Annotated in this window: 17 protein-coding genes; 12 read left to right on the top strand and 5 right to left on the bottom strand. The window is 58.8% G+C overall.

What is annotated here, in order from left to right:
• From VFQ24_10705 to VFQ24_10715, 3 genes are all read left to right on the top strand, one after another.
• Window positions 1–242, top strand: a 242-nt coding sequence (locus VFQ24_10705; protein HET9178813.1) for a hypothetical protein, incomplete at its 5' end; no start/stop codon positions are given.
• Between the two features lie 546 nt (window positions 243–788).
• Entirely contained in the window at window positions 789–1,715 is a 927-nt protein-coding gene (locus VFQ24_10710) for a hypothetical protein (protein HET9178814.1), read from the top strand.
• Window positions 1,712–2,134, top strand: a complete 423-nt coding sequence (locus tag VFQ24_10715; protein HET9178815.1) for a c-type cytochrome — start codon at window positions 1,712–1,714, stop codon at window positions 2,132–2,134. The genes VFQ24_10710 and VFQ24_10715 overlap by 4 nt, the downstream gene beginning before the upstream one ends.
• 110 nt (window positions 2,135–2,244) lie before the next feature.
• On the opposite strand, the gene VFQ24_10720 is transcribed toward VFQ24_10715, so the two are convergent.
• The gene (locus VFQ24_10720) at window positions 2,245–4,074 is read right to left on the bottom strand and encodes a DNA mismatch repair protein MutS (protein HET9178816.1); all 1,830 of its coding nucleotides are present in this window, start codon (window positions 4,072–4,074) and stop codon (window positions 2,245–2,247) included.
• Window positions 4,075–4,204: 130 nt separating this feature from the next.
• Here VFQ24_10720 and VFQ24_10725 point away from each other — a divergent pair, with 130 nt between their 5' ends.
• On the top strand, window positions 4,205–4,723 hold the full coding sequence (locus VFQ24_10725) for a zinc-ribbon domain-containing protein (protein ID HET9178817.1): 519 nt from the start codon (window positions 4,205–4,207) through the stop codon (window positions 4,721–4,723).
• Between the two features lie 27 nt (window positions 4,724–4,750).
• Here the strand turns inward: VFQ24_10725 and VFQ24_10730 are convergent, their stop codons facing one another.
• The 4 genes from VFQ24_10730 to lpxC all read right to left on the bottom strand — a co-directional run bounded on the left by VFQ24_10730 (window position 4,751) and on the right by lpxC (window position 7,583).
• The gene (locus VFQ24_10730; GenBank protein ID HET9178818.1) at window positions 4,751–4,975 is read right to left on the bottom strand and encodes a type II toxin-antitoxin system HicA family toxin; all 225 of its coding nucleotides are present in this window, start codon (window positions 4,973–4,975) and stop codon (window positions 4,751–4,753) included.
• Window positions 4,972–5,178 carry a type II toxin-antitoxin system HicB family antitoxin gene (locus VFQ24_10735; GenBank protein ID HET9178819.1) on the bottom strand — a complete coding sequence of 69 codons (207 nt, stop codon included), beginning with the start codon at window positions 5,176–5,178 and terminating at the stop codon, window positions 4,972–4,974. Before VFQ24_10735 ends, VFQ24_10730 begins: the two co-directional genes overlap by 4 nt.
• A 131-nt stretch (window positions 5,179–5,309) precedes the next feature.
• Window positions 5,310–6,575, bottom strand: a complete 1,266-nt coding sequence (locus VFQ24_10740; protein HET9178820.1) for a Glu/Leu/Phe/Val dehydrogenase — start codon at window positions 6,573–6,575, stop codon at window positions 5,310–5,312.
• 93 nt (window positions 6,576–6,668) lie between these two features.
• Complete coding sequence (gene lpxC / locus VFQ24_10745) at window positions 6,669–7,583, bottom strand: UDP-3-O-acyl-N-acetylglucosamine deacetylase (protein ID HET9178821.1); 915 nt, start codon at window positions 7,581–7,583, stop codon at window positions 6,669–6,671.
• A gap of 200 nt (window positions 7,584–7,783) precedes the next feature.
• Between lpxC and polA the strand changes: the two genes are divergently transcribed.
• From polA to VFQ24_10785, 8 genes are all read left to right on the top strand, one after another.
• A complete protein-coding gene (gene polA / locus VFQ24_10750; GenBank protein HET9178822.1) occupies window positions 7,784–10,474 on the top strand; it encodes a DNA polymerase I in 2,691 nt (896 codons plus the stop codon).
• Between the two features lie 71 nt (window positions 10,475–10,545).
• Window positions 10,546–11,016, top strand: a complete 471-nt coding sequence (locus VFQ24_10755; GenBank protein ID HET9178823.1) for a DinB family protein — start codon at window positions 10,546–10,548, stop codon at window positions 11,014–11,016.
• Between the two features lie 225 nt (window positions 11,017–11,241).
• Entirely contained in the window at window positions 11,242–12,963 is a 1,722-nt protein-coding gene (locus VFQ24_10760) for a DUF1800 domain-containing protein (GenBank protein ID HET9178824.1), read from the top strand.
• A 41-nt stretch (window positions 12,964–13,004) separates the two neighbouring features.
• On the top strand, window positions 13,005–14,297 hold the full coding sequence (locus VFQ24_10765; GenBank protein ID HET9178825.1) for a DUF1501 domain-containing protein: 1,293 nt from the start codon (window positions 13,005–13,007) through the stop codon (window positions 14,295–14,297).
• 208 nt (window positions 14,298–14,505) lie between these two features.
• Window positions 14,506–14,976: a hypothetical protein gene (locus VFQ24_10770; protein HET9178826.1), complete on the top strand. Its 471-nt coding sequence runs from the start codon at window positions 14,506–14,508 to the stop codon at window positions 14,974–14,976.
• A gap of 66 nt (window positions 14,977–15,042) precedes the next feature.
• Window positions 15,043–16,173: an aminotransferase class V-fold PLP-dependent enzyme gene (locus VFQ24_10775; protein ID HET9178827.1), complete on the top strand. Its 1,131-nt coding sequence runs from the start codon at window positions 15,043–15,045 to the stop codon at window positions 16,171–16,173.
• A gap of 138 nt (window positions 16,174–16,311) precedes the next feature.
• The gene (locus tag VFQ24_10780; GenBank protein ID HET9178828.1) at window positions 16,312–16,755 is read left to right on the top strand and encodes an N-acetyltransferase; all 444 of its coding nucleotides are present in this window, start codon (window positions 16,312–16,314) and stop codon (window positions 16,753–16,755) included.
• Between the two features lie 137 nt (window positions 16,756–16,892).
• A complete protein-coding gene (locus VFQ24_10785) occupies window positions 16,893–20,246 on the top strand; it encodes a CPBP family intramembrane glutamic endopeptidase (protein ID HET9178829.1) in 3,354 nt (1,117 codons plus the stop codon).

The following is a 20,246-nucleotide window of genomic DNA, read 5'->3' on the forward strand; positions in this document are numbered from 1 at the left end:
GCCGGCAAGTCCTTCCGGCCTACGGCCTCCAGGACTTGCCGCCAGCAAAGCCCACACCCCTCCCCCAAACCACCCCTGGAGGGGGAAGTTTCTATCTGGCTAAATACCGGAACTTTCTATTTTGCGTTGACAGCAAAATCGGCGGGAGGGGAGAGGCTGGAAGTCAGGAATCAGAAGCCAGAAGTCAGGAGCGGCGGCGGGTCAGCACTTTAGATTTTCCCGATGATTGCTTCAGCGGCTGAAGAGTCTGTGTGAGAACCCGAAGCCGCAACGAAGAATCAACAACTTGCGGGCCAAGGCATCCCTGTAACTTATTGATTTCTAGTAGCCCACTTATGTTGCCACACAGACTCTTTAGCTCCGACCTCCTATGGGAAGTACCGCGGCCCTGCCGGAGAAAGAGGCGCGGATATTCAAGCGCTGAGCCCTTGGGAGAAAAGGCCGCAGCCTTACATGAGCTAGGGGGTCGGACCTTCAGGTTCGACAGACAGTGAAAAGGGTCCTTGACAGCGGAGCGGGATGGACATAATCTTGACTAATTAGTAGAGATTGCTTTGCTCTTCTAGTTGCGAATAAATCGCATCTGATGGTCTGGCCTTGCAGCCGTCAGTTGGCAGCAAGCAGACTGAAAACGACAAGGAGTTTTGAGCAGTAAAAAAGGGGGGCTTCCAGCGGCATCACTTTTGGCGAAGGGCCGCGCGGAAGCCTGTGATCAACAACCCCGCCCTGCGGGGCTGGCGACCGTCTCCATTCTATGGCTGCCAGCCGGGGTTTTCAAGGAGGACCCGATGGTTAGCAGCCAGCAGCTTCATAAAATCCGCTACCGACTGTGCAGCAGACGGACGCTCCCGCATTTGCTGACCGCTGCCTTGCTGTGGGCGGGCGGCGTCAAGATTGCGCCTGCGCAGGAGTCACACTACTTCATTACCTACGACCACCACATGGAGGAGCCTGGCAATCTGGAGATTGAGTTTGAACCCACCACGGCGCGGCCGAGCGGCGGCAATCGCTTCTTCAGCAGTCTGACGGAATTCGAATATGGCACGACTGGCTGGTGGACCACAGAAGTTTACCTCGAAGGGCAGAGCACGCTGCGCGACAGCACGGTTTTCAGCGGGTACCGCGTGGAAAACCGTTTCCACGTCCTGGCCGGCGACCATTGGATCAACCCGGTGCTCTACGTGGAATACGAGCGCCTTTCCGCCGACAAGGCACTGAAGGAAGTGGTGGGATTCGATGGCCAGATGGACGGACTTGATCCGAACGGGATTGCGCGCCAGGAAATTGAGCATGAAGTCGAAACGCGGCTCATTCTCAGCAGCGACTTTAAGGGCTGGAATGTTTCCGAAAATTTCATTGGCGAAAAGAACCTGGCCCACGCACCTTGGGAGTTTGGATACGCGGTCGGAGTCAGCCGCCCGCTCGGCCTGGCCGCGAAGCCGTTCGATTGCACCTTTTGTCCGGAAAATTTTCGTGCCGGCTTGGAATTTTATGGCGGACTTGGGTCGGCAGACCGCTTTACTCTCCATGACACGTCACACTATATTGCCCCGGTGATTGCCTGGTCGCTGCCTGCCGGACCCACCTTTAGCATTTCACCTTCTTTCGGCCTCACTGGCCCGGCGTACGGTTTTATCTTGCGCCTGGGAGTTTCCTACGAGTTTCCGGGGTTTGGCCGTGCCGTGCGTGGGCTGTTTACAGGGAGGGGAAAATGAAGAGAATCGCGGTGGGCCGGTTGTTGTGTATGATGCTGCTCATGCAAACCTGCGGTCTTGCTGCCGCGGCCGGTTTGGGCGGGAAGAAAAAGGCGCCCGACACCGCGGGAATGCCTTCCGCGTTTGACCGAGCGCCCGCCTCCGCGTACAATCTGCGGAATCCTTATCATGGCCAGCCGGATACCGTCCCGGCCGGCAGGAAACTCTTCCTCCGGCACTGTGCTCAATGCCACGGCGGAAAGGCCGAAGGCGGCAGGAAGGCGCCGCCCTTGCGCTCCAGCGGCATCCGAGAAGCGCCGGATGGCATTCTGTTCTGGTTTTTGAAGAACGGCAATCCGCGGGCGGGAATGCCATCATGGTCGGGCCTGCCTCCCGAGCAGCGCTGGCAGATTGTCAGCTTCCTGAAAAGCTTGCGATAAGGTACCTGCTGCGCTGACCGTCACGATGCCTTTTTGACGGACCAGCCCGCTACGTATTCCGAGGCTGAAAATCGCGTCAGGTTAAGGCGAGGCATCTCTGGGCGAGTTTGTCAGACTTCGAGCCCGATGGAACGCATCAGATTGAGCGCGTTGCTGGTCTGGACCACGCCGGGGGTGAGCTTGTAATCAAAACGGAGCTGCCCGTTTTCCAGGTGGTCTTCAAAATGGAAGTTGGCGGCCTTGGGACCCAACTGGTCAACCATTTTGGCCAGCGCGAGGTCGTGCGTGGTGACAAGGCCGATCCCGCCACGCTCGACAAGGCTTCTGACCAGGCCCTCGGCCCCGATTCGACGGTCGTGAGAATTGGTGCCATTCAACAACTCGTCGAGCAGAAACAGCACGGGCATGGGACCCTTCGTCAGCCCCGTGATCAGCTTAAGACGCATGATTTCCGCATAAAAACGCGAAATGCCACCCTGCAGCGAATCGAGAACGCAGATGGAAGCGGCAACGGCCAGCGGCGACAGGCGCAGGCGTGTGGCGCGCACGGGGGCGCCGCACTGGGCCAGCGCGGCATTGATTCCCACGGCGCGGATCAGGGTGCTTTTGCCCGCCATGTTGGGACCGCTGATGATCATCAGGCGCAGGCCATCTCCAAGGGTCAGGTCATTCTTTACAGCCTTCAATTCGGGAAGCAGGGGATGGGCAAGCCCCTCGGCGTCGAACAGCCCCCGTTCGGCTGGAACGAATTCCGGGAAGGTGTCGGCCGGGTGCTCGTAAGAGTAACCGGCCAGCGCGCATAACGCTTCCATTTCGCCGACGGCCGCAAGCCAGCCGCGGATGGACGGTCCAAATGTTGCGCGCCACGATTCGATGACGAAAGCAACGTGAAGGCTCCAGAACACGAAGGGATTGATGGCCCCCACCACGGGGTTTCTTCGCGATTCCATGTATTCGACGAAGCGGCCCAGCCGGGCGATGGCGCGGGATGGGCGCAGTCCTTCCACCTGCAAGGCCGCTTGCAGCCTGGCAAGTGTTGGCGCTGAAAATTGTTCGCGCTCCAGGCGCTCCAGAACGACGCCCAGCACCGCCAGGCCGTTCGAGACATCTTCGGTAGATGGCGTTTTCTGTGCTTCGGAACTGGGGGTGATTCCGAGGTCTGGCACGACGTGCCGGACGCGCTCGCTGAACCGGGAATTGAAAATCAGATTGACAACGGTTGACGCCAGCACCAGCGACCACCAGCCCCAACCAAACCACACCGCCAGGCTGATCAACCATACCGCGGCCAGCACGAAGGCCACCGCGCGGGCCGGGCCAGGCCTCAGGACCCGGTCTGCTTCAGCCCAGGCTGCCAGCAGATCAGGATGCACTTTGGAGCGGACGTCTTCACCCAGGACTGCCAGGTCTTCGCGAAGCCCCACTCTTTCACGAAGTTCGCTAACTGCAGCATGGCGGGCGCGGATTTCCTCGACCGGGGCAGGCGCAAGAAGCCAACGGGCCAGGACTGCTTCACCCGTCCGGGTGCGCGTGGTGCAGAGCAGCTCAAAAAGCGATCCCTTGCCAAACAGGTCGAGATCGCGCGCATAGGGATGGGATGGATCGAGAAAACGCTCGCCGGATTCTCCTGTTCCCATCCAGCGGTTCTCGAGGCGAGCCATGCCTCGCTCGTAGAATCCGATGGCGCGTTTGCATTGCTGCAGGGCGTGCAGTGCGCGTGCGTGGATGACTTCAGATGTCACCAGCGCCCCGCCAGGAACCAGCGCCCACAAGATGGACACCGAATTCGAGCCAAGCGCCACCACAATGACGCCGAGACCGGCTAGAGCAATCGCCAGGTTCAGGCGGCCGAGCGACCTGTGCCGGCGGTCGAGGCGCGACTCTGAAACGTGCAGGGCCTCCAGCCGCGCCGCGTATTCGGATTCGGGACCTTGTGGCATTCCTGGAACCAAGTGACTGATTGTACCGCATGCATGGCCCTGCTACGGGTGCTATCCTCGGAGAAGGGAACTATCTGCGCCGGGGCTGCGTATTTACTGGTAGCAAGTGCAAAGAAGCGAGGGTATCGAAATGTTCTGTAACAACTGCGGCGCAAGCCTGGTTCCGAGACAGAATTTTTGCAGCAAGTGCGGCAAACAGGTTGTGGGAGCGGTGGGTCCTCCTCCTCCCGCGCCGCCCGTCGAACCGCCCAGGGCGCCTGCTCCGTCCTATCGAAACCGGATTGAAAAGCACACCAAGATTCTGGGCATCCTCTGGCTGGTGGTTTCATTGATCCGGCTGGTCCCAGCCTTCGGCCTGTGGTTTGGCAGCGGCATCGCAATGCATTTTATTCCGTTCCCGTTCCACGCTTTTGTCTGGCCGATCGCGGGCTTTATTGGAGTGGCCCTGTTCGCAATTTCCATAGCAGGTTTCCTGGCTGGCTGGGGCCTGCTGAACTACCGTTCGTGGGCGCGCGTGCTTGCCCTGGTGCTGGGGGTCATCGCGCTGATTCATGTCCCGTTCGGCACAGCTCTCGGAATTTATACTCTGTGGGTGCTGCTGCCGGGCGAATCCGAAAGGGAATATCGCCGGTTGGCGCACAGCGCATGACGGGATTGACGCACCGCGAGTGCAGCGTTACTTCAGCAGGGCTGCGAATTGTTCGGGAGAAATGCCGGCAAACCGAAGAATGGAACGGAGGGTGCCGCGGTCAAGTTCCTTGTGGTCAGGGACAACAACCTGCGCGTAAGGTGAATCGCGCCGCAGAATAATGTGGCTGCCCTCCTGCCGCTTGAATTGGAAGCCTGCGCGTTCCAAGGCCTTCCTGCACTGTCGCCCGGAAACGCGGGGCAGCTTACTCATACTGCCATCACGAGTACTTCGAACCGCTCCTCAGGCACGGGCAAACCGTCGCTTTCCAGTGCGGCAATGTAGCCCCGGATCGCCTCCCGGATGTTTTGCGTTGCGTCCTCTTTCGTCTTCCCTTGGCTTATGCATCCCGGAAGGCTGGGGCACTCAGCCAGCCAATAACCATCTTCGCCGGGATATAACACGACTTGACGCATGGGCTGATCTCCTGTATGCGATTCTAACACCAGAGCGGCTGCAGGCGGGCAGCTAGCTTCCAGGTATGTACGCCTGGAGTTCACTTTAATTCTATTGTGAAAACTGGTGGCTGATGATCCGGGATCATCAATCACGCGTAAATCCCGCGCAGCTTCAGCGTGGTGGCGACGCGGTCGATGGCCAGCATATAAGCCGCGATCCGGTTATTGACGTTGTGTTTTTCGCCGTAAAGGACCACGTCGTTGAATGCAGCGACCTGGATGTGCTTCAGCCTTTCATTCACCATTCCTTCCGGCCAAAAATATCCCTGGCGGTCCTGCACCCATTCAAAGTAGGAAACGGTGACGCCACCGGCATTGGCCAGAATGTCTGGCACTACAAAGACGCCGCGGTCAAACAGAATATCGTCGGCTGGGGGCGTGGTGGGACTGTTGGCGCCCTCCACGAGAATGCGCGCGCGAAGGTGGCTGGCGTTGTTGCTGGTGATGACATTTTCGGTGGCCGCGGGAAGCAGGATGTCGCAATCCTGCTCCAGGATTTCCTGGTTGCCGATGCTTTCGGATTCGGGGAAGCCCGCGAGCGTTTTGTTTTCCTTTGAGTATTCGAGCAGTTGGGGAATGTCGAGCCCGTTGGTGTTTAGCACACCTCCGTGGATGTCTGCCACGCCGATGATTTTGTAACCGGCTTCGTGCATCAGCCGCGAGGCCTGTGAACCTACATTTCCAAATCCCTGGACGATCACCCTGGTTTGCTCGCGCAGCCGGCCAAAGCGTTTGAGCGCCTGGTCGGTCACGATCATGCAGCCACGCCCGGTGGCGGCAGGGCGCCCGCGCGATCCTCCCAGACCGAAAGGCTTGCCGGTTACAGAGGCGGTGACGGTGTGGCGCACGTGCATGGAGTAGGTGTCCATGATCCAGGCCATTGTCTGCTCATTGGTGTTCATGTCCGGAGCTGGGACGTCGCGTTCAGGGCCGATATAGTCGAGGATCTCAGCCGTGTAGCGGCGGGTGATTCGCTCAAGCTCGCCCGTGCTGAGGCGCTCCGGGTCGCAAATGATGCCGCCCTTGGCTCCGCCAAAGGGAATATTCACCACCGCGCATTTCCACGTCATCTCGGCGGCAAGGCCTCGGATTTCGTCGAGGCTGACGTTCGGGCCATATCGCACGCCGCCCTTGCAGGGACCTCGAGCAATGCTGTGCTGGACTCGGAAGCCATCGAACACTTCCAGCCTGCCGTCGTCCATGGTGACAGGAATGTGAACAATGATCTCGCGGTTGGGCGTGCGAAGGTACTTCAAAAGCCCTTCATCCAGGTCGAGTTTGTGGGCGGCTACGTCGAAGCGGGCAGCCATTGAATCGAAAACGCTGAATTCTTTATCAGTATCTACGGTGGACATGGGAGCTCTCGGAAAGGGCAGGTTCACCTCAAGGCGAGTATATCAGATGGGCATAAGAGCGGCCATAGCGGCACAGGCGTGCAGGAGAGGACTTCAGGCTACCGGGCTGGCGGCGATGGCAGCAGCCTCGGAAGGGGACTTTGCGGACATGGCATGCGGTTGCCGGACCAGTTTCCAGGCGCTCTTTTCGCGGAGCAAACGGCTGACCAGGGCGATGTGCATGGCGTGGCCGGCGCGGTCAGCAATGATGTGCCCAATCAGCGGACGGCCGAACATGACCAGGTCACCGATGAGGTCCAGAATCTTGTGCCGGCAGAACTCGTCCGGAAAGCGCAAGCCCTCCGGATTCATCACGCCGGTTTTGGTGAGAACAACCGCATTCTCGAGCGAGCCTCCGCGCACCAGCCCGCTCTGGCGCAGCATCTCGACCTCATCGATGAATCCGAACGTCCGGGCCGGGGCAATGCCTCGTTCATAACCAGACTGGTTCATGGTGAACGCGCGTTCCTGTTCGCCGATCAGAGGGTGATTGAAGGAAATTCGGTAAGTGATTTTGAATTCTTCAGAGGGATAAATTGCAATGCGCTTCTGGCCGTCCACGATCTCGACAGGCTTCACGACTTTCGCCCAGCTTTTCGCTGCGCGCTGCTGCCTGGCGCCCGCCTCCCGGATGAGCTTCAGGAATGGCAGGGCGCTGCCGTCCATAATGGGAATTTCGAGGTTGTCAATTTCGATGAGGGCGTTGTCAATTGAGCATGCCGCGAGCGCGGAAAGCAGATGTTCAGTGGTCGAGATGAGCACGCCTTGCCTCATCAGGCTGGTGGCGTAACTCACTCGGGCCACATTCCTGGCCGTTGCCGGGATGCTGAACCCGTCCAGGTCAACCCGTTTGAAGACAATCCCCGTGCCGCTTGGCGCGGGCGCCAGTCGAACATGGACAGGGACGCCGGTGTGTAGACCGATTCCCTCCGTTGTTGCAGGCCGTGCGATGGTGCTTTGTCGACTCAAAAGGCCTCCGGGAACTCAGCATTGTATATGCAAGAACTGTTCCAAGGCCAGAGTTGCAATTAAGTTGCGCTATAACAATCATTTGAAAGAGAGGGAGCAAGAGCCGCGTTTCTTGCGGTGTGTCAAAAATGCAACAACTTGACTCAGATTGACGATCAGCGGTTCATTCCGATTGTTGCCCATTTTTGCTGTAAGATACAATGGCTGCTGATCAGGGGGACTGCGTGGTTGAGACGGCAAAACCGGGGCGAGTGGTTCTGATTGACGCGATGTCGCTGCTGTTCCGCGCATTCTATGCTCCGATGCAGACCGCGTTGACGTCGCCCAGCGGCATGCCCACCAAAGCGATCTACATCTTTCTGCGGACCGTGCGGAAACTGCTGAAGGACTACAAGCCCGATAAGGTTGGCGTGGCTTTTGACAAATCGGCCCCAACCTTCCGTGACCAGCTTTTCGAGCAGTACAAATCCAACCGGCCGCCTTTTCCTGAAGAACTGGCGGTCCAGCTTCCCTATGTGCATCGCTTCTGCAAAGCGTTGGGCCTTCCACTGATTGAAATGGAGGGATTTGAGGCGGACGACCTGATCGGAACACTGGCCCGCCGGGCTTCCAGTCGAGGCGCGGAAGTCTTTATCGCTTCCGGAGATGAGGACCTGTTCCAGCTTGTCGATGGCAACGTCAGAGTCGTCAAGCCGGCCCGATCATCAACGAGCGGAGAGATGGTTTGCGACGCAGCGAAGGTGAAGGAGATCATCGGCGTGGAGCCCGGCCAGGTGGTGGACTGGTTGGCCTTGACCGGAGACTCCAGTGACAATATTCCCGGCGCACGCCCGTTGCCCGGCCGCGAACCCGCCCAGACGGAAAATGGGAAAAAGAGAAGTTATATCGGCCCCAAAGGCGCCACCGAGCTGATCAACCAGTTTGGAACTCTGGAAGCCGCCCTCGATGGCTATGAGCAGGTTTCGCGGCAAAGTTACCGGGAAGCTCTGCGTGATTTTCGCGAAGAAGCGCTGCTGAGCCGACAGCTTGCCACCATTCGGACCGACGTGCCTTTGGAGGTCGGGCCGGAAAACCTGACGCCCTCGAAATATGACGTGGATGAAGTCCGGGCGTTGTGCCAGGAACTCGGTTTTGTTTCTCTACTGAGCGAGCTTCTCGAGGAGGCCGGGGCGGAAGAGGTGGAGGTGGGCGACGACTCGACAGAGCTTCGGTCGGCCGCTGAGGTGGCAAAGTGGCTCAAGGCGATACCGGATTCGGAGGCGCTGGCCATCGCGTTCGATGTAGACGGAGATGAAGGATTTGAAGGGCGGCTGGCAGGAATTGGATTGTCAGACGGCAAGCGCTCCGCCGTGATGGCGGTGGATTTCTTAAGCAAGTCGCCAGAAGCGATTAGGACGGTGCTTCCCGGAAATGGCCGAGCGCTCGCGGTCCACAATTCAAAACTCTTCCGGATGATGCTGCGCAAGCAGGGGATTGACGTGGGCGTTGTGGCGCACGACACAATGCTCTATTCCTATCTGCTGAATCCACTGGCCACCAGCCATACGCTGGAATCACTGTCACTCCTGCGCATGGGACGAAAGCCCAACAGATCTCTGGGACTGGCAGCGCGCTATACGTATGAGCTCGCTGAGATGATGGGCCCTCAGGTTTCGCACGAAAACCTGCGGGACCTTTATTCGAAGATCGAGCTGCCGCTGGCCGGCGTGCTGGCCGACGTTGAAGCGACCGGAGTGAAGATCGATCCGGCCATTCTGGCTGGCATGTCCGAAGCCTTCGCCGGCGAGCTTACAGAGCTGACCCATCAGATTTACGGTCTGGCGGGAGGGCCCTTTGATATCGATTCACCCAAGCAACTGGGGCAAATCCTTTTCGAGAAGCTGAAAATGCCCGGCGGCAAAAAACTTTCGAAGAGCGGACAGTATTCAACCGTGGCGACGGTGCTGGAGTCGCTGGCGGAGGAATACGAACTGCCGCGGAAAATCATTGACTATCGCACGCGGGCGAAATTGAAATCCACCTACCTGGATGCGCTGCCGAAATACATTAGCCAGGAAACGGGCAGGCTGCACACGAGCTTCAACCAGGCCGGGTCCCGCACGGGGCGGTTATCGTCCTCGAATCCCAACCTGCAGAATATTCCCATCGGCGAGGAATTCGGGCTGCGCATCCGTTCGGCTTTTGTGGCCGAGCCGGGGCGGCTGCTGATTGCGGCGGACTATTCGCAGATCGAGTTGCGAGTTCTTGCGCATATGTCAGGCGATGCCGTGCTGATAGACGCATTTACGCAAGGGGAGGACATCCACGCGCGCACCGCCCAGGAAATTTTTGGCGTCCCGCCGGCCCTTCAAAACCACGAACACAGGCGAATGGCCAAGGCGATCAATTACGGCGTGATCTACGGGCTCAGTTCCTTCGGTCTCGCAGCCAGGACCGGCTCCAGCAAGACCGAAGCGCAGCAGTACATTGATGCGTACTTCAGGCGCTATGAAGGGGTGCAAGCCTACCTGGAAGCCCGCATCGAGGAAGCCCGCACCACGGAGCGGGTCCGCACGTTGTTTGGCCGCATGCGTCCCATCCCGGAAATTAGAAGCCCGGATGCGGTGGCGCGAAACCGGGCCGAGCGCGAGGCCATGAATACCCCGTTGCAGGGCACCGCCGCTGACCTGCTGAAGTTGGCAATGGTGAAAGTACACGATCGGCTCAAGCGGGAGAAGCTCGGAACCCGGATGATCCTGACCGTCCACGACGAACTCGTCTTCGAGTCGCCGGAGGAGGAAGTGGACGCGGCACAGGAGATCATCCAAAAGGAAATGGAAGGCGTCTACCCGCTCAAGGCGCCTCTGAAGGTGGATATGGGGACTGGAAAGAACTGGAAGGAAGCCAAATAGGGCAGGCGTCGGGCTTGTTCGCCGCCTGGCACGCTGGGCCGTTGATCGGCCAGATCGAGGAGGCAAATCGTATGGAGTCCCTGGACTCATTCCGACATCTGTTCAAGTATGACCACTGGGCCAACCAGGAATCTCTCCGCAGCATCTCCAGCCTCAGCACGACCAATGAACGGGCGCTCAAAATTGCCGGGCATATTGTTGGAGCGCAGCGCGTCTGGCTGGGGCGCTTGGAAGCGCCCGGCGGTGCCCCTCCTGCGCCATGGCCGTTCATGACTCTGGAAGAAACGTGCGCGGCTTTCAGCGAGCTGCACGAGCGTTGGAATTTGTTCCTTAGCAGTCTGGGACCTGAACGCCTGGATGAAGATATTGTCCACCGCAACACCAAGGGGGCTGAATTTCGTGTCCCGATTCGGGACATCCTGATGCAATTGGTGCTGCACGGCGCCTACCACCGTGGGCAAATTGCCGCAGAAATCCGGGGAGCGGGCGGGAACCCGTCCGCAACCGATTACATCGTCTATGTCCGCCGGCACGGAAATTAACACTCCCTGGGAATAAACCTGACGGTGAAGGTTTCGTATCAGCGACCGGCCGGCTTTCGTGGCCGGCAGCAGGTCTGCTTTTCACCTCCATGCCGCGGATACCGTAGTAGATGAAGCTCAGGCTCAATAATTCAGCGCAACTTTTTCTTTTGTTGGGGGTTTGATCCTGCTGAAGGCAGAACCAGGACGATAAGCCCGCTCGCCGCGACGTAGAGAGGCCGGGGCATGATGTCACCAGATGACCAGCAGATTTTGCACGTTCTGAACCGAAGCGAGTTTGGACCAGCGCCGGGTGATCTCGAACGTGTCCGCGAGATTGGTTTGAAGGCCCTTCTTCAGGAGCAGCTTGATCCGGCCGGAATTGACGACTCCGAGGTCGAGAAGCGACTGCTGCAACTGCCTACGCTCGCCATGAGTTCCGCAGAGCTGATCGAAAATTATCCGCCGCCGCGCAAGGCAGGGAAGGCAAACAGCGGCGCGGCGCGACGGCAGCCGGCGGCTGTCGCAAGTGGCGCAGGGCAGCCAAATTCGACGGAGCCTGAATCGCCCCGGGACCGCCAGACCACGCTTGAGAAACAGAGACTTCAGGCCCTCGAGGGGCCGCGTCGCGTACTGGTGGAGCTTGCCAGGGAGGAGGTGTGGCGGGCGGTTTACAGTAAGCGGCAGTTGCAAGAAGTGTTGGTCCAGTTCTGGATGAACCACTTTAATATTTACGCCCTCAAGGGACCCGACCGCTGGCTGCTGACCCCGTTTGAGCGGGACACCATCCGGCCATATGCGCTGGGAAAGTTTGAGGACTTGCTTACTGCCACAGCACAGAGCCCCGCCATGCTTTTTTATCTGGACAACTGGAGAAGCTCGGCGCCGCCTCTTGCAGACGTGGAGAGGCTGGAAGGCCGCAAAATACCCAATGAAGGGGACCAGCACCAGCGGGTGGCCTTGATGCGGCGAGGCCCATTCGGCGGACCGTTTTCCCGACAGCCTCGATATCCTCGGGTGCGCCGCCAGAAGTTGAAAAATGCCAAGGAAAGTCGCGGCCTGAATGAAAATTATGGTCGGGAATTGATGGAGCTCCACACACTGGGTGTCAACGGCGGATACACGCAACAGGATGTGATTGAAGTCGCGCGCTGCCTTACCGGGTGGACTATACGGCGGCCGCGATACGCGGCGGAATTCTTTTTCAATCCGCGGATGCACGACTATCATCCCAAGCTCGTGCTCGGGCACAAATTCCCGGCCGGCCGCGGCATCGAAGACGGCCAGGAAGCGCTGCATCTGCTGGCCCCCCATCCCTCGACAGCCAGGTTCATTTCCACCCAGTTGTGCCGCAGATTTGTTGCCGACGATCCGCCGCAGTCTGTAATTGACCGTGCAAGCGGCGCTTTCGAATCAACCCGTGGCGACATTCGCGAGGTAGTGGCCGCCATCTTGACTTCGCGCGAATTTAAGTCTCCTGCTGCCTATCGGGCCAAGGTGAAGTCGCCGCTCGAGTACGTCGCCAGCGCCTTGCGGGCCCTGGGCGCCGATACTGATGCTGGTCTGCCTATTGTCACGGCCTTGGACAGGATGGGCCACCCGATGTTTCAATACGAGGCGCCATCAGGCTACGCCGACCGAGGTGGCACGTGGATCAATTCCAGCACGCTGCTGTGGCGGTTGAACTTTTCCATGCTGCTGGCCACCGGCCGGCTCCCTGGAACCGAGGTCCGGCTGGGCAATCTCCTGGCCTTGAACGGCGGCCAAAGCGGCACAGATCTGGTAACCTCGGTCGCCGAACGTCTGCTGGGCGAGCCGGTGTCGCCATCAACAGTAGAAGCGGTTCTGAGCAAGGGTAGCCTGGGACGGAAGTTTGAAGCCGGGCCATCGACACCGGAGGGAATCCCGCCGGAAATGGCCACCGTTGCGGGGCTGTTGCTGGCATCACCGGAGTTCCAGCGGCGCTAGGCCGATGCCTGATTTTGAATTGAAGCATCGCGAGGTGTGACGTGCCGGTAACGAGGCGTTATTTCCTGAAGTCGGCTGGGTTGACTCTATTCGGGGCGGGGTGTGTTCCAAGCTTCATGCGGCGCACGGCTTTCGCGTTGGACTCGAGCGGCCGCAGGCGTAGGGTCCTGGTTGCCATCTTTCAGCGCGGCGCAGTGGACGGGCTCAACATGGTGATACCCTTCGCAGAAAAAGACTATTATTGGATGCGGCCTACCATCGCCATTCCGGAGCCACAGACCCGCGCCGCCACGGGCGCCGGGCCGGCGGCAATCGATCTGGACGGTTTCTTCGCACTGCATCCAAGCCTGGCACAGATGAAGCCGCTGTTCGATGCCCGGCAACTGGCGATTATTCATGCAGTCGGATCGCCGAACAGCACGCGCTCCCACTTTGACGCCCAGGATTACATGGAAACGGCGACGCCGGGAGTGAAATCGACCGAGGATGGCTGGCTGAACCGCTATCTGGCTGCAAAGCCGCAGGCCGAAGCCACTCCCTTCCGAGCGGTGGCCGTTGCCCCACGCATGCCGCGAACGCTGGCCGGCCAGGCGTCATCGCTGGTGATCGAGCAGATCAAAAACTTCCGCCTGCTGGGCCGGCCTGACCCGCCACCCTTCCAGCCTGCCACGCCCGCCGCCGAAGAGCTGGCATTCGAGGAGATGTATGCTTCGAGCCGGGACCCGCTCTTCGCGGGCGCGGCGGCTGAAACGTTCGAGGCTATTCGAACCTTGCGGCACATCGGGGCGGAAAACTATCAGCCTGCCAATGGGGCCGAATATCCTCACGGCAAGTTGGGGCAGGACCTTCAGCAGGTGGCGCAACTAATCAAAGCTGACGTCGGGCTTGAAGTGGCCTTCTCGAATGTGGGCGGATGGGACAATCACGTGAACGAGGGCGGTGTGGAAGGTCAGATGGCCAACAACCTGAAGGATCTCGGCGACGCGCTGGCGGCATTCCACAAGGACCTTGGCGACAGGATGGAAGATGTGGTTGTCCTCACCATGTCCGAGTTTGGCCGCACGGCGCGCGAGAATGGCAATCGCGGGACCGACCACGGCCACGCCAACGCCATGCTGGTGCTGGGTGGGCGCGTCAAGGGAGGGAAGGTTTCCGGCGACTGGCCCGGTCTGAAGCCTGGCCAGCTAAATGAGGACCGGGACCTTGCTATGACCACTGATTTCCGCGACGTTTTCGCCGAGGTTATTGTCCGGCATTTGGGCGCTGAAGACACCGCAGCCGTCTTCCCCGAATTTACCGTTGCGCCTGAACGCTTCCGTGGATTCATTGCCTGACGAAAATATTCCTCCCGAGATGCGGTTTTACTGCTGTCGGCCCGCGCGGCGGCCGGCTGGTCCCGGGGGCGCCTATTTCTTACAGGGCAACAACAGTCGGTTGACAATCGACCTTCTGTTTTGTGCAGACCAACTTTTTCCATCCAGACAAATCCATACTCGGGCCTTTCTGCTAAACTTAGGACTAACTCTGCAACGGAGGCTTGTGATGCGGCGTCTAATCTGGGCCCTGGTTATATGCCTGACGTCAACTCCAGCGCTTTTCAGCCAGCAAGCGCCGACACTCGGACCTTCTCGCCCCTCTCTGGGAGAACCCGGCAATACGCGAACGACCGACCCCGGCATGCTGCTGAAAATGCGCAAGGTTTACGTGGAGCGGATTGATCACAACCTGGACGAGAAACTTTCGGACGACATCGCCCACCTTTCCTGGCTGAAAGTTGTGGACAAAGAGGATGACGCCGACGCGATTATGAGGGGAACCTGCTTTGACCTGCCGCGCCTGAAACGGATGCACGCTGAAATTTATATCACCGACCGGGTGAGCGGAAAATCGATCTGGCAGGATGCTGTTCGTATTCCATACGGTCCGCCGGACCTTTCGAAGGCCGTGGACCAGGTGGCGACTGAAATTCTTGACCATCTGAACGCCAGCGTTCGCACGGCCTCCAGACGCTGAAAAATGTGACGCAGGTCTCTTGCACTCGTTTTGGATGCCATTTCCTGCAAAGTGACACTTTAATCGATGGACGACTACCGCCCGCACTTCGCTGACTTTGGCGCGACGACCTATCTGAACTGCGCTTACCAGGGCGTGTTTCCCCTGGCAGCCGTGGCGCGCGCGCATGAAGCTATCGATCAGAAATGTCATCCGGAACGCACGGATCCGGCGGAATATTTCGCCCTGCCTGAGCGTGTTCGGAACCACCTGGCCGCGATCATCGGCAGCGACGCGAAGGAAATCGCTCTGACCAGCGGAGCGACACAGGGCATCGGCGTAGTGGCCGCCGGGTTGCAACTGGGGCCCGGAGACGAAGTAATTGTTGCTGGCGATAACTTTCCCGCCAATCTTTTTACCTGGCTCCATATGCGGCGGCGTGGCGTGCAGGTGCGCGTGCTGAAGAACCACGAGCGCCCCCTGAATCCAGATGCCGTCGCGGCTGCTTTCACTTCTAAAACGAAGATTCTGGCGCTCGATTGGGTGAATTATTCAACTGGAAGGCGAATTGATCTTGCTGTGATGGGGCAACTGGCCCGCGAGCGGGGCGCTTTGTTTGTTGTGGACGGCACGCAGGGAGTGGGAGCGATGGAACTGAATGTCCATTCACTTCCCGTTGACGTTCTGGCGGTGGCCGCTTACAAGTGGCTTCTGGGACCCTATGGAACTGGATTCGTTTATGTTAGGGAAAAACTGCTCGACCGTCTGGAGTTGAAAGTGGTCAATTGGATGTCTGTGGACGGTGCGGAGGATTTTGACGCCTTACCGGTAGACGACTTCAAGCTGGCGGATGCGGCCAGAATCTTTGATGCTCCCGAAACGGCCAATTTTATCAACCTTTCGGCAATGGAGGCTTCGCTGGAATTTGTCCGTGGGGTTGGCGTGCCCGCTGTGACCACGCATTGCACAGCGCTGCTTGACCGGGCAGCGGAAGGCTTGCAGGTTCGCGGCTACATCCTGACCAACGCCGACAGGTTGCAGCTTCCCTCGCCCCTTCTGTGCTTCCGCTGCGGCTCAGACGATGCGACCGACAGGACCTACGCTGAACTGAAGGCCCGTCATGTTGAAGTCAGTCTGAGGCACCAACGCATCCGGGTGTCGCCTTATCTCTATAACAGCAAAGAGGACATTGATCGCCTGCTGGAATCAGCCGGATGATATGCCAGTCGATGCGAACGCCGCTGTTGCGCTAAATCCTGCCGTGGCTTCAAACGGACCCGGTTGCGCAGGGCATGCCGGCAATTTCCGGTGGTGACGGCTTGCAGATTGCCAATGTGAACGCCTTGCGGGTTTTCCATGGAGATTCGCGAATTTCAGCCTTCGGACCTGCCAATCCTTTCCAAAATTGATGAGGCATGTTTCCCCCCCGGGATTTCCTACTCACGGAAGGAGCTGGCGGGATATATCGGTTTCCGTTCGGCCAGGGCATGGGTCGCAGAAGACGAGGGCGCGATTGCTGGCTTTCTGGTGGCGAACCGTGAACCGGGGCGCGTTGGGCATATTATTACCATCGATGTCGTGAAGCGCGCGCGGCGCCAGGGTACGGGTACTCGCTTAATGAAAGTGGCTGAGCAGTGGGCGTGCAAGGCCAGGCTGAGAATCATCTACCTCGAGACGGCGGAAGATAACCTGGCGGCGCAGAGTTTTTATGAGGCGCTCGGCTACCGCAAGCTGGAGAAAATTGAGCGGTATTACAGCAATGGCCTGGCGGCTTGGGTGATGGTGAAGAACCTCGAATAGCCGGGCCCACAGAGGCGGCAGGTGGCGCTGCGCGCCGACGGAAGCATTTTGGCCCAATGCGAATTCCGCCGTTTGACCTTCCGATTGGTATAATCCTCGATGCAGTTTGAATCCTGCCCCATGGTCCAGAGGTTTCTATGTCTGTCAGACTTGGCTCTCGCGAACGTACGATCATCCTGGTCGCCATCGTGGTGGCCGCAATCTCGCTGGTGATCGGCATCAAGTACTTCTCCCTGGCTTTTCCTGAAGCCTCCCTCACGCTGCGGGTCAACCGCGCAGACTCGCTCACCATTGCGCAGGACTTTCTCTCGTCTCGCGGCATCAGCACCGGCGGCTATCGGCATGCCGCTATTTTTACCTATGACGACGATTCCAAAACCTACCTCGAACGCACCCAAGGGCTGGCCGCAATGAACCGGTTGACCCGCGGTCCCATTCATTTGTGGCGCTGGTCACACCGCTGGTTCAAGCCCCAGCAGAAGGAAGAGTTCCGGGTGGACGTTGACACGCAGGGCCATGTGGTGGGCTTTGACCATGAGATCGGTGACGCGGCGCCGGGGGCCTCACTGAGTTCCGGCGAGGCGCGGCAAATAGCACAACAGTTTCTACAAACTACAATGCACCGCGACCTCTCGGGCCTCGAGTTTCTTGATATTCAATCAGAAAAGCGGCCGGCGCGAGCGGACTACAGCTTTACGTGGAAGCAGAAGAACGTCGAGCTGGGTAGCGGCAGCTACCGCATTGAGGTGGAGGTGGATGGCGACCAGGTTGCGGGCTACACTGAATTTGTCAAGATTCCCGATCAGTACCTCCGGGATTACCAGGGCCTTCGTTCCCGCAATACGTCCGCGCAAGTAGTTGACCAGGTTTTCTGGATTTTGCTAAGCCTGGCTATGCTGGTGATCCTGGTCAACCGCTTGCGCGACCGGGACGTTCCGCTCAGGATGGCAGCGGGTTTTGGAATGGTCGGAACGGTCCTTTACTTTCTCGAGCAACTGAATTCTTTTTCACTCAGCCAGTTTGGCTATTCCACCACCGATTCGTATTCAAGCTTCATGGCGGGATATTTCCGCGATGCCATTTTGAGCGCCCTGGGCGTGGGAGCATTGATTTTTCTGCTCGTCGCCAGTGCTGAACCTGTTTACCGGGAGAGGCTTGGCGGCCTGGCATCGGTGCGGCGCACGCTGACCTGGCGCGGCCTGCGGTCGCGTTCCTTCTTCATCGCGAACGTGGTGGGCATTGCCATGACGTTCTTCTTTTTTGCCTACCAGACGGTGTTCTACCTGGCGGCCGACAAGCTGGGGGCCTGGGCGCCTGCTGACATTCCATTTTCAAACCTGTTGAACACGCGAATTCCCTGGGCTGCTGTGCTACTGATGGGCTTTCTCCCCGCCGTTTCAGAAGAATTGCAGTTCAGGGCGTTCGGAATCCCTTTTCTCGCAAAAATCTTCCGCTCACGCGCGGCGGGACTGATTCTGGCGGCGTTTATCTGGGGATTTCTGCACTCTGCCTATCCGAATCAGCCCTTTTTCATTCGAGGCATCGAGGTGGGCGTTGCTGGAATCATCGTTGGCGTCATCATGCTTCGATTTGGCATTTTCGCCACGCTAATCTGGCATTACTCAGTAGATGCGCTGTACACGGCCTTTCTTCTGCTGCGCTCTCCAAACAACTACTTGCGAGTCTCGGGCGGGCTGACGGCCGGCATTATGCTGATTCCGCTGATGGTCGCCTTGATCGCTTACTTGAGGAGCGGAACGTTCTCTGATGAATCTGGCCTCAGCAATGAGAGCGTTGGAATCAGGCGCGCCCCAAAGGGAGAACTGGTCGAGGAAACCGAGGGATCCGTAAGCTATCAGCCTTTCAAGAGGCCGCGCATTCTTGCAGCCGGGCTGCTGTTTGTGGTCCTTGTGGGGGCAGCTTTCATCCCGGCTTATCGATTTGGCCGGGATATTACGCTCCATTTCGCGCGGTCTGCTGCAAAGCACTCGGCCACCGCATATCTGGCTGGGAAGGGTACAAAGGTGGAGGAATATCACCAGGCAGCCTGGCTTGTTGAAAATGTTGACCCACTCACGCTGCGGTATTTCCTGGAACACCTCTCTGTCAAGGATTCCGAGCAACTTTATAGACGCTCAACCCGCCTGGTGCTCTGGGATGTCCGCTTCTTCAAGCCGATGCAGAAGGAGGAATACGAGGTTTTTGTCGATCCCGCCGACAACCGGGTATTTGGTGACCGGCACAGTCTGGACGAGAACGCGCCGGGCGCAACACCGTCCCCCGATGCAGCCCGCTCGCTGGCAGAAAATTTCCTGCGGCAAAAAGGATATCGTCTCTCAGACTTCGAGCTGCAAAACTCTGAATCGAAAAAGCGCGAGGCGCGGGAAGACTACACGCTCACCTGGCAGGTGAAGCCTGACAATCCGCTCAATGTGGGAGAGGCGCATTTTCGGATTGCCGTCGATCTTGCGGGAGACCAGGTGGTTGGCACTTCCCGGTATTTCAAGCTGCCGGAAGAATGGATTCGGCAGCGCGAGGCATCGCGGCTGGGAAATTCCATTTTGCTCGGGCTTGAAAGCCTCCTTGGGGTCGCTCTGTTCGCGTTGGTGATCATGTTTTTTGTGAATCAGGTGCGCGCGGGAAAAATCCCGTGGCGCCGCTCATTATGGGTAGGATTGGCGCTGGCAGGATTGACGGTTATCGGTGAACTAAACGCTATTCCGCTCATGTATGAGCAGTACAGAACATCAATTTCCCTGAGCAATTTCTGGATCACGGTCGCGGTCGGATTGGCGGTGAGTCCGCTGCTCATGGGACTGGTGATCTGGCTTGCCGTGGCGCTGGCGACCAGCTTCTATCCGGCTTCCTGGTCGATTTTCAGAGGCGCAGCGCGGCGAGTGTGGCGGCGCGACGCGGTGATCGCTCTGGCGCTCAGCCTTGCCGCAGCAGTGGGGGTTTCACGGGCGAATACATTGATCTCCGACCGCTTTCACGCCTTTGCCCCGGTTTCCTTCGGCCTCTTCGCCGGGCGGATGGATGTGTCACTCCCGGTGATTTCGGTGGTGCTGCACGCGATTATTTACACCGTGCTGGGCGCTGCGTTGGCGGGGATTCTGATTTATCTGGCCCGCTCAGGATGGTCGCGGCGGGCCTGGTGGATTTGGCCGGTCGCGTTGCTGGTGCTTGTCAGCCTGGGTCCCTCGGGCGCGCATTCCCTCCGGGAGTACGTGGCCGGATGGGCAATGGCCTTTATCCCCCTGCTTGGGGCGGTGGCGATTGCAGGCTGGTTTTGCCGGATGAACATTCTGGCGTATATCGCGGCGATTTTCTGCATTCAAGTTGCCGCGCCACTCGTGCAATTGCTGTCGCAGCCTTCGCTATTTTTCCGTTGGAATGGAGTTGCAGGTCTGGTGGTCAGTTTGCTGGTCCTGGCATGGATGCTCGCCGTGGGGAGTCGAGCTACGCAACCTGAAAAGTTGACCGCCGGCTGA

Source organism: Terriglobia bacterium, assembly GCA_035712365.1.
GTDB lineage: Bacteria > Acidobacteriota > Terriglobia > UBA7540 > UBA7540 > SCRD01.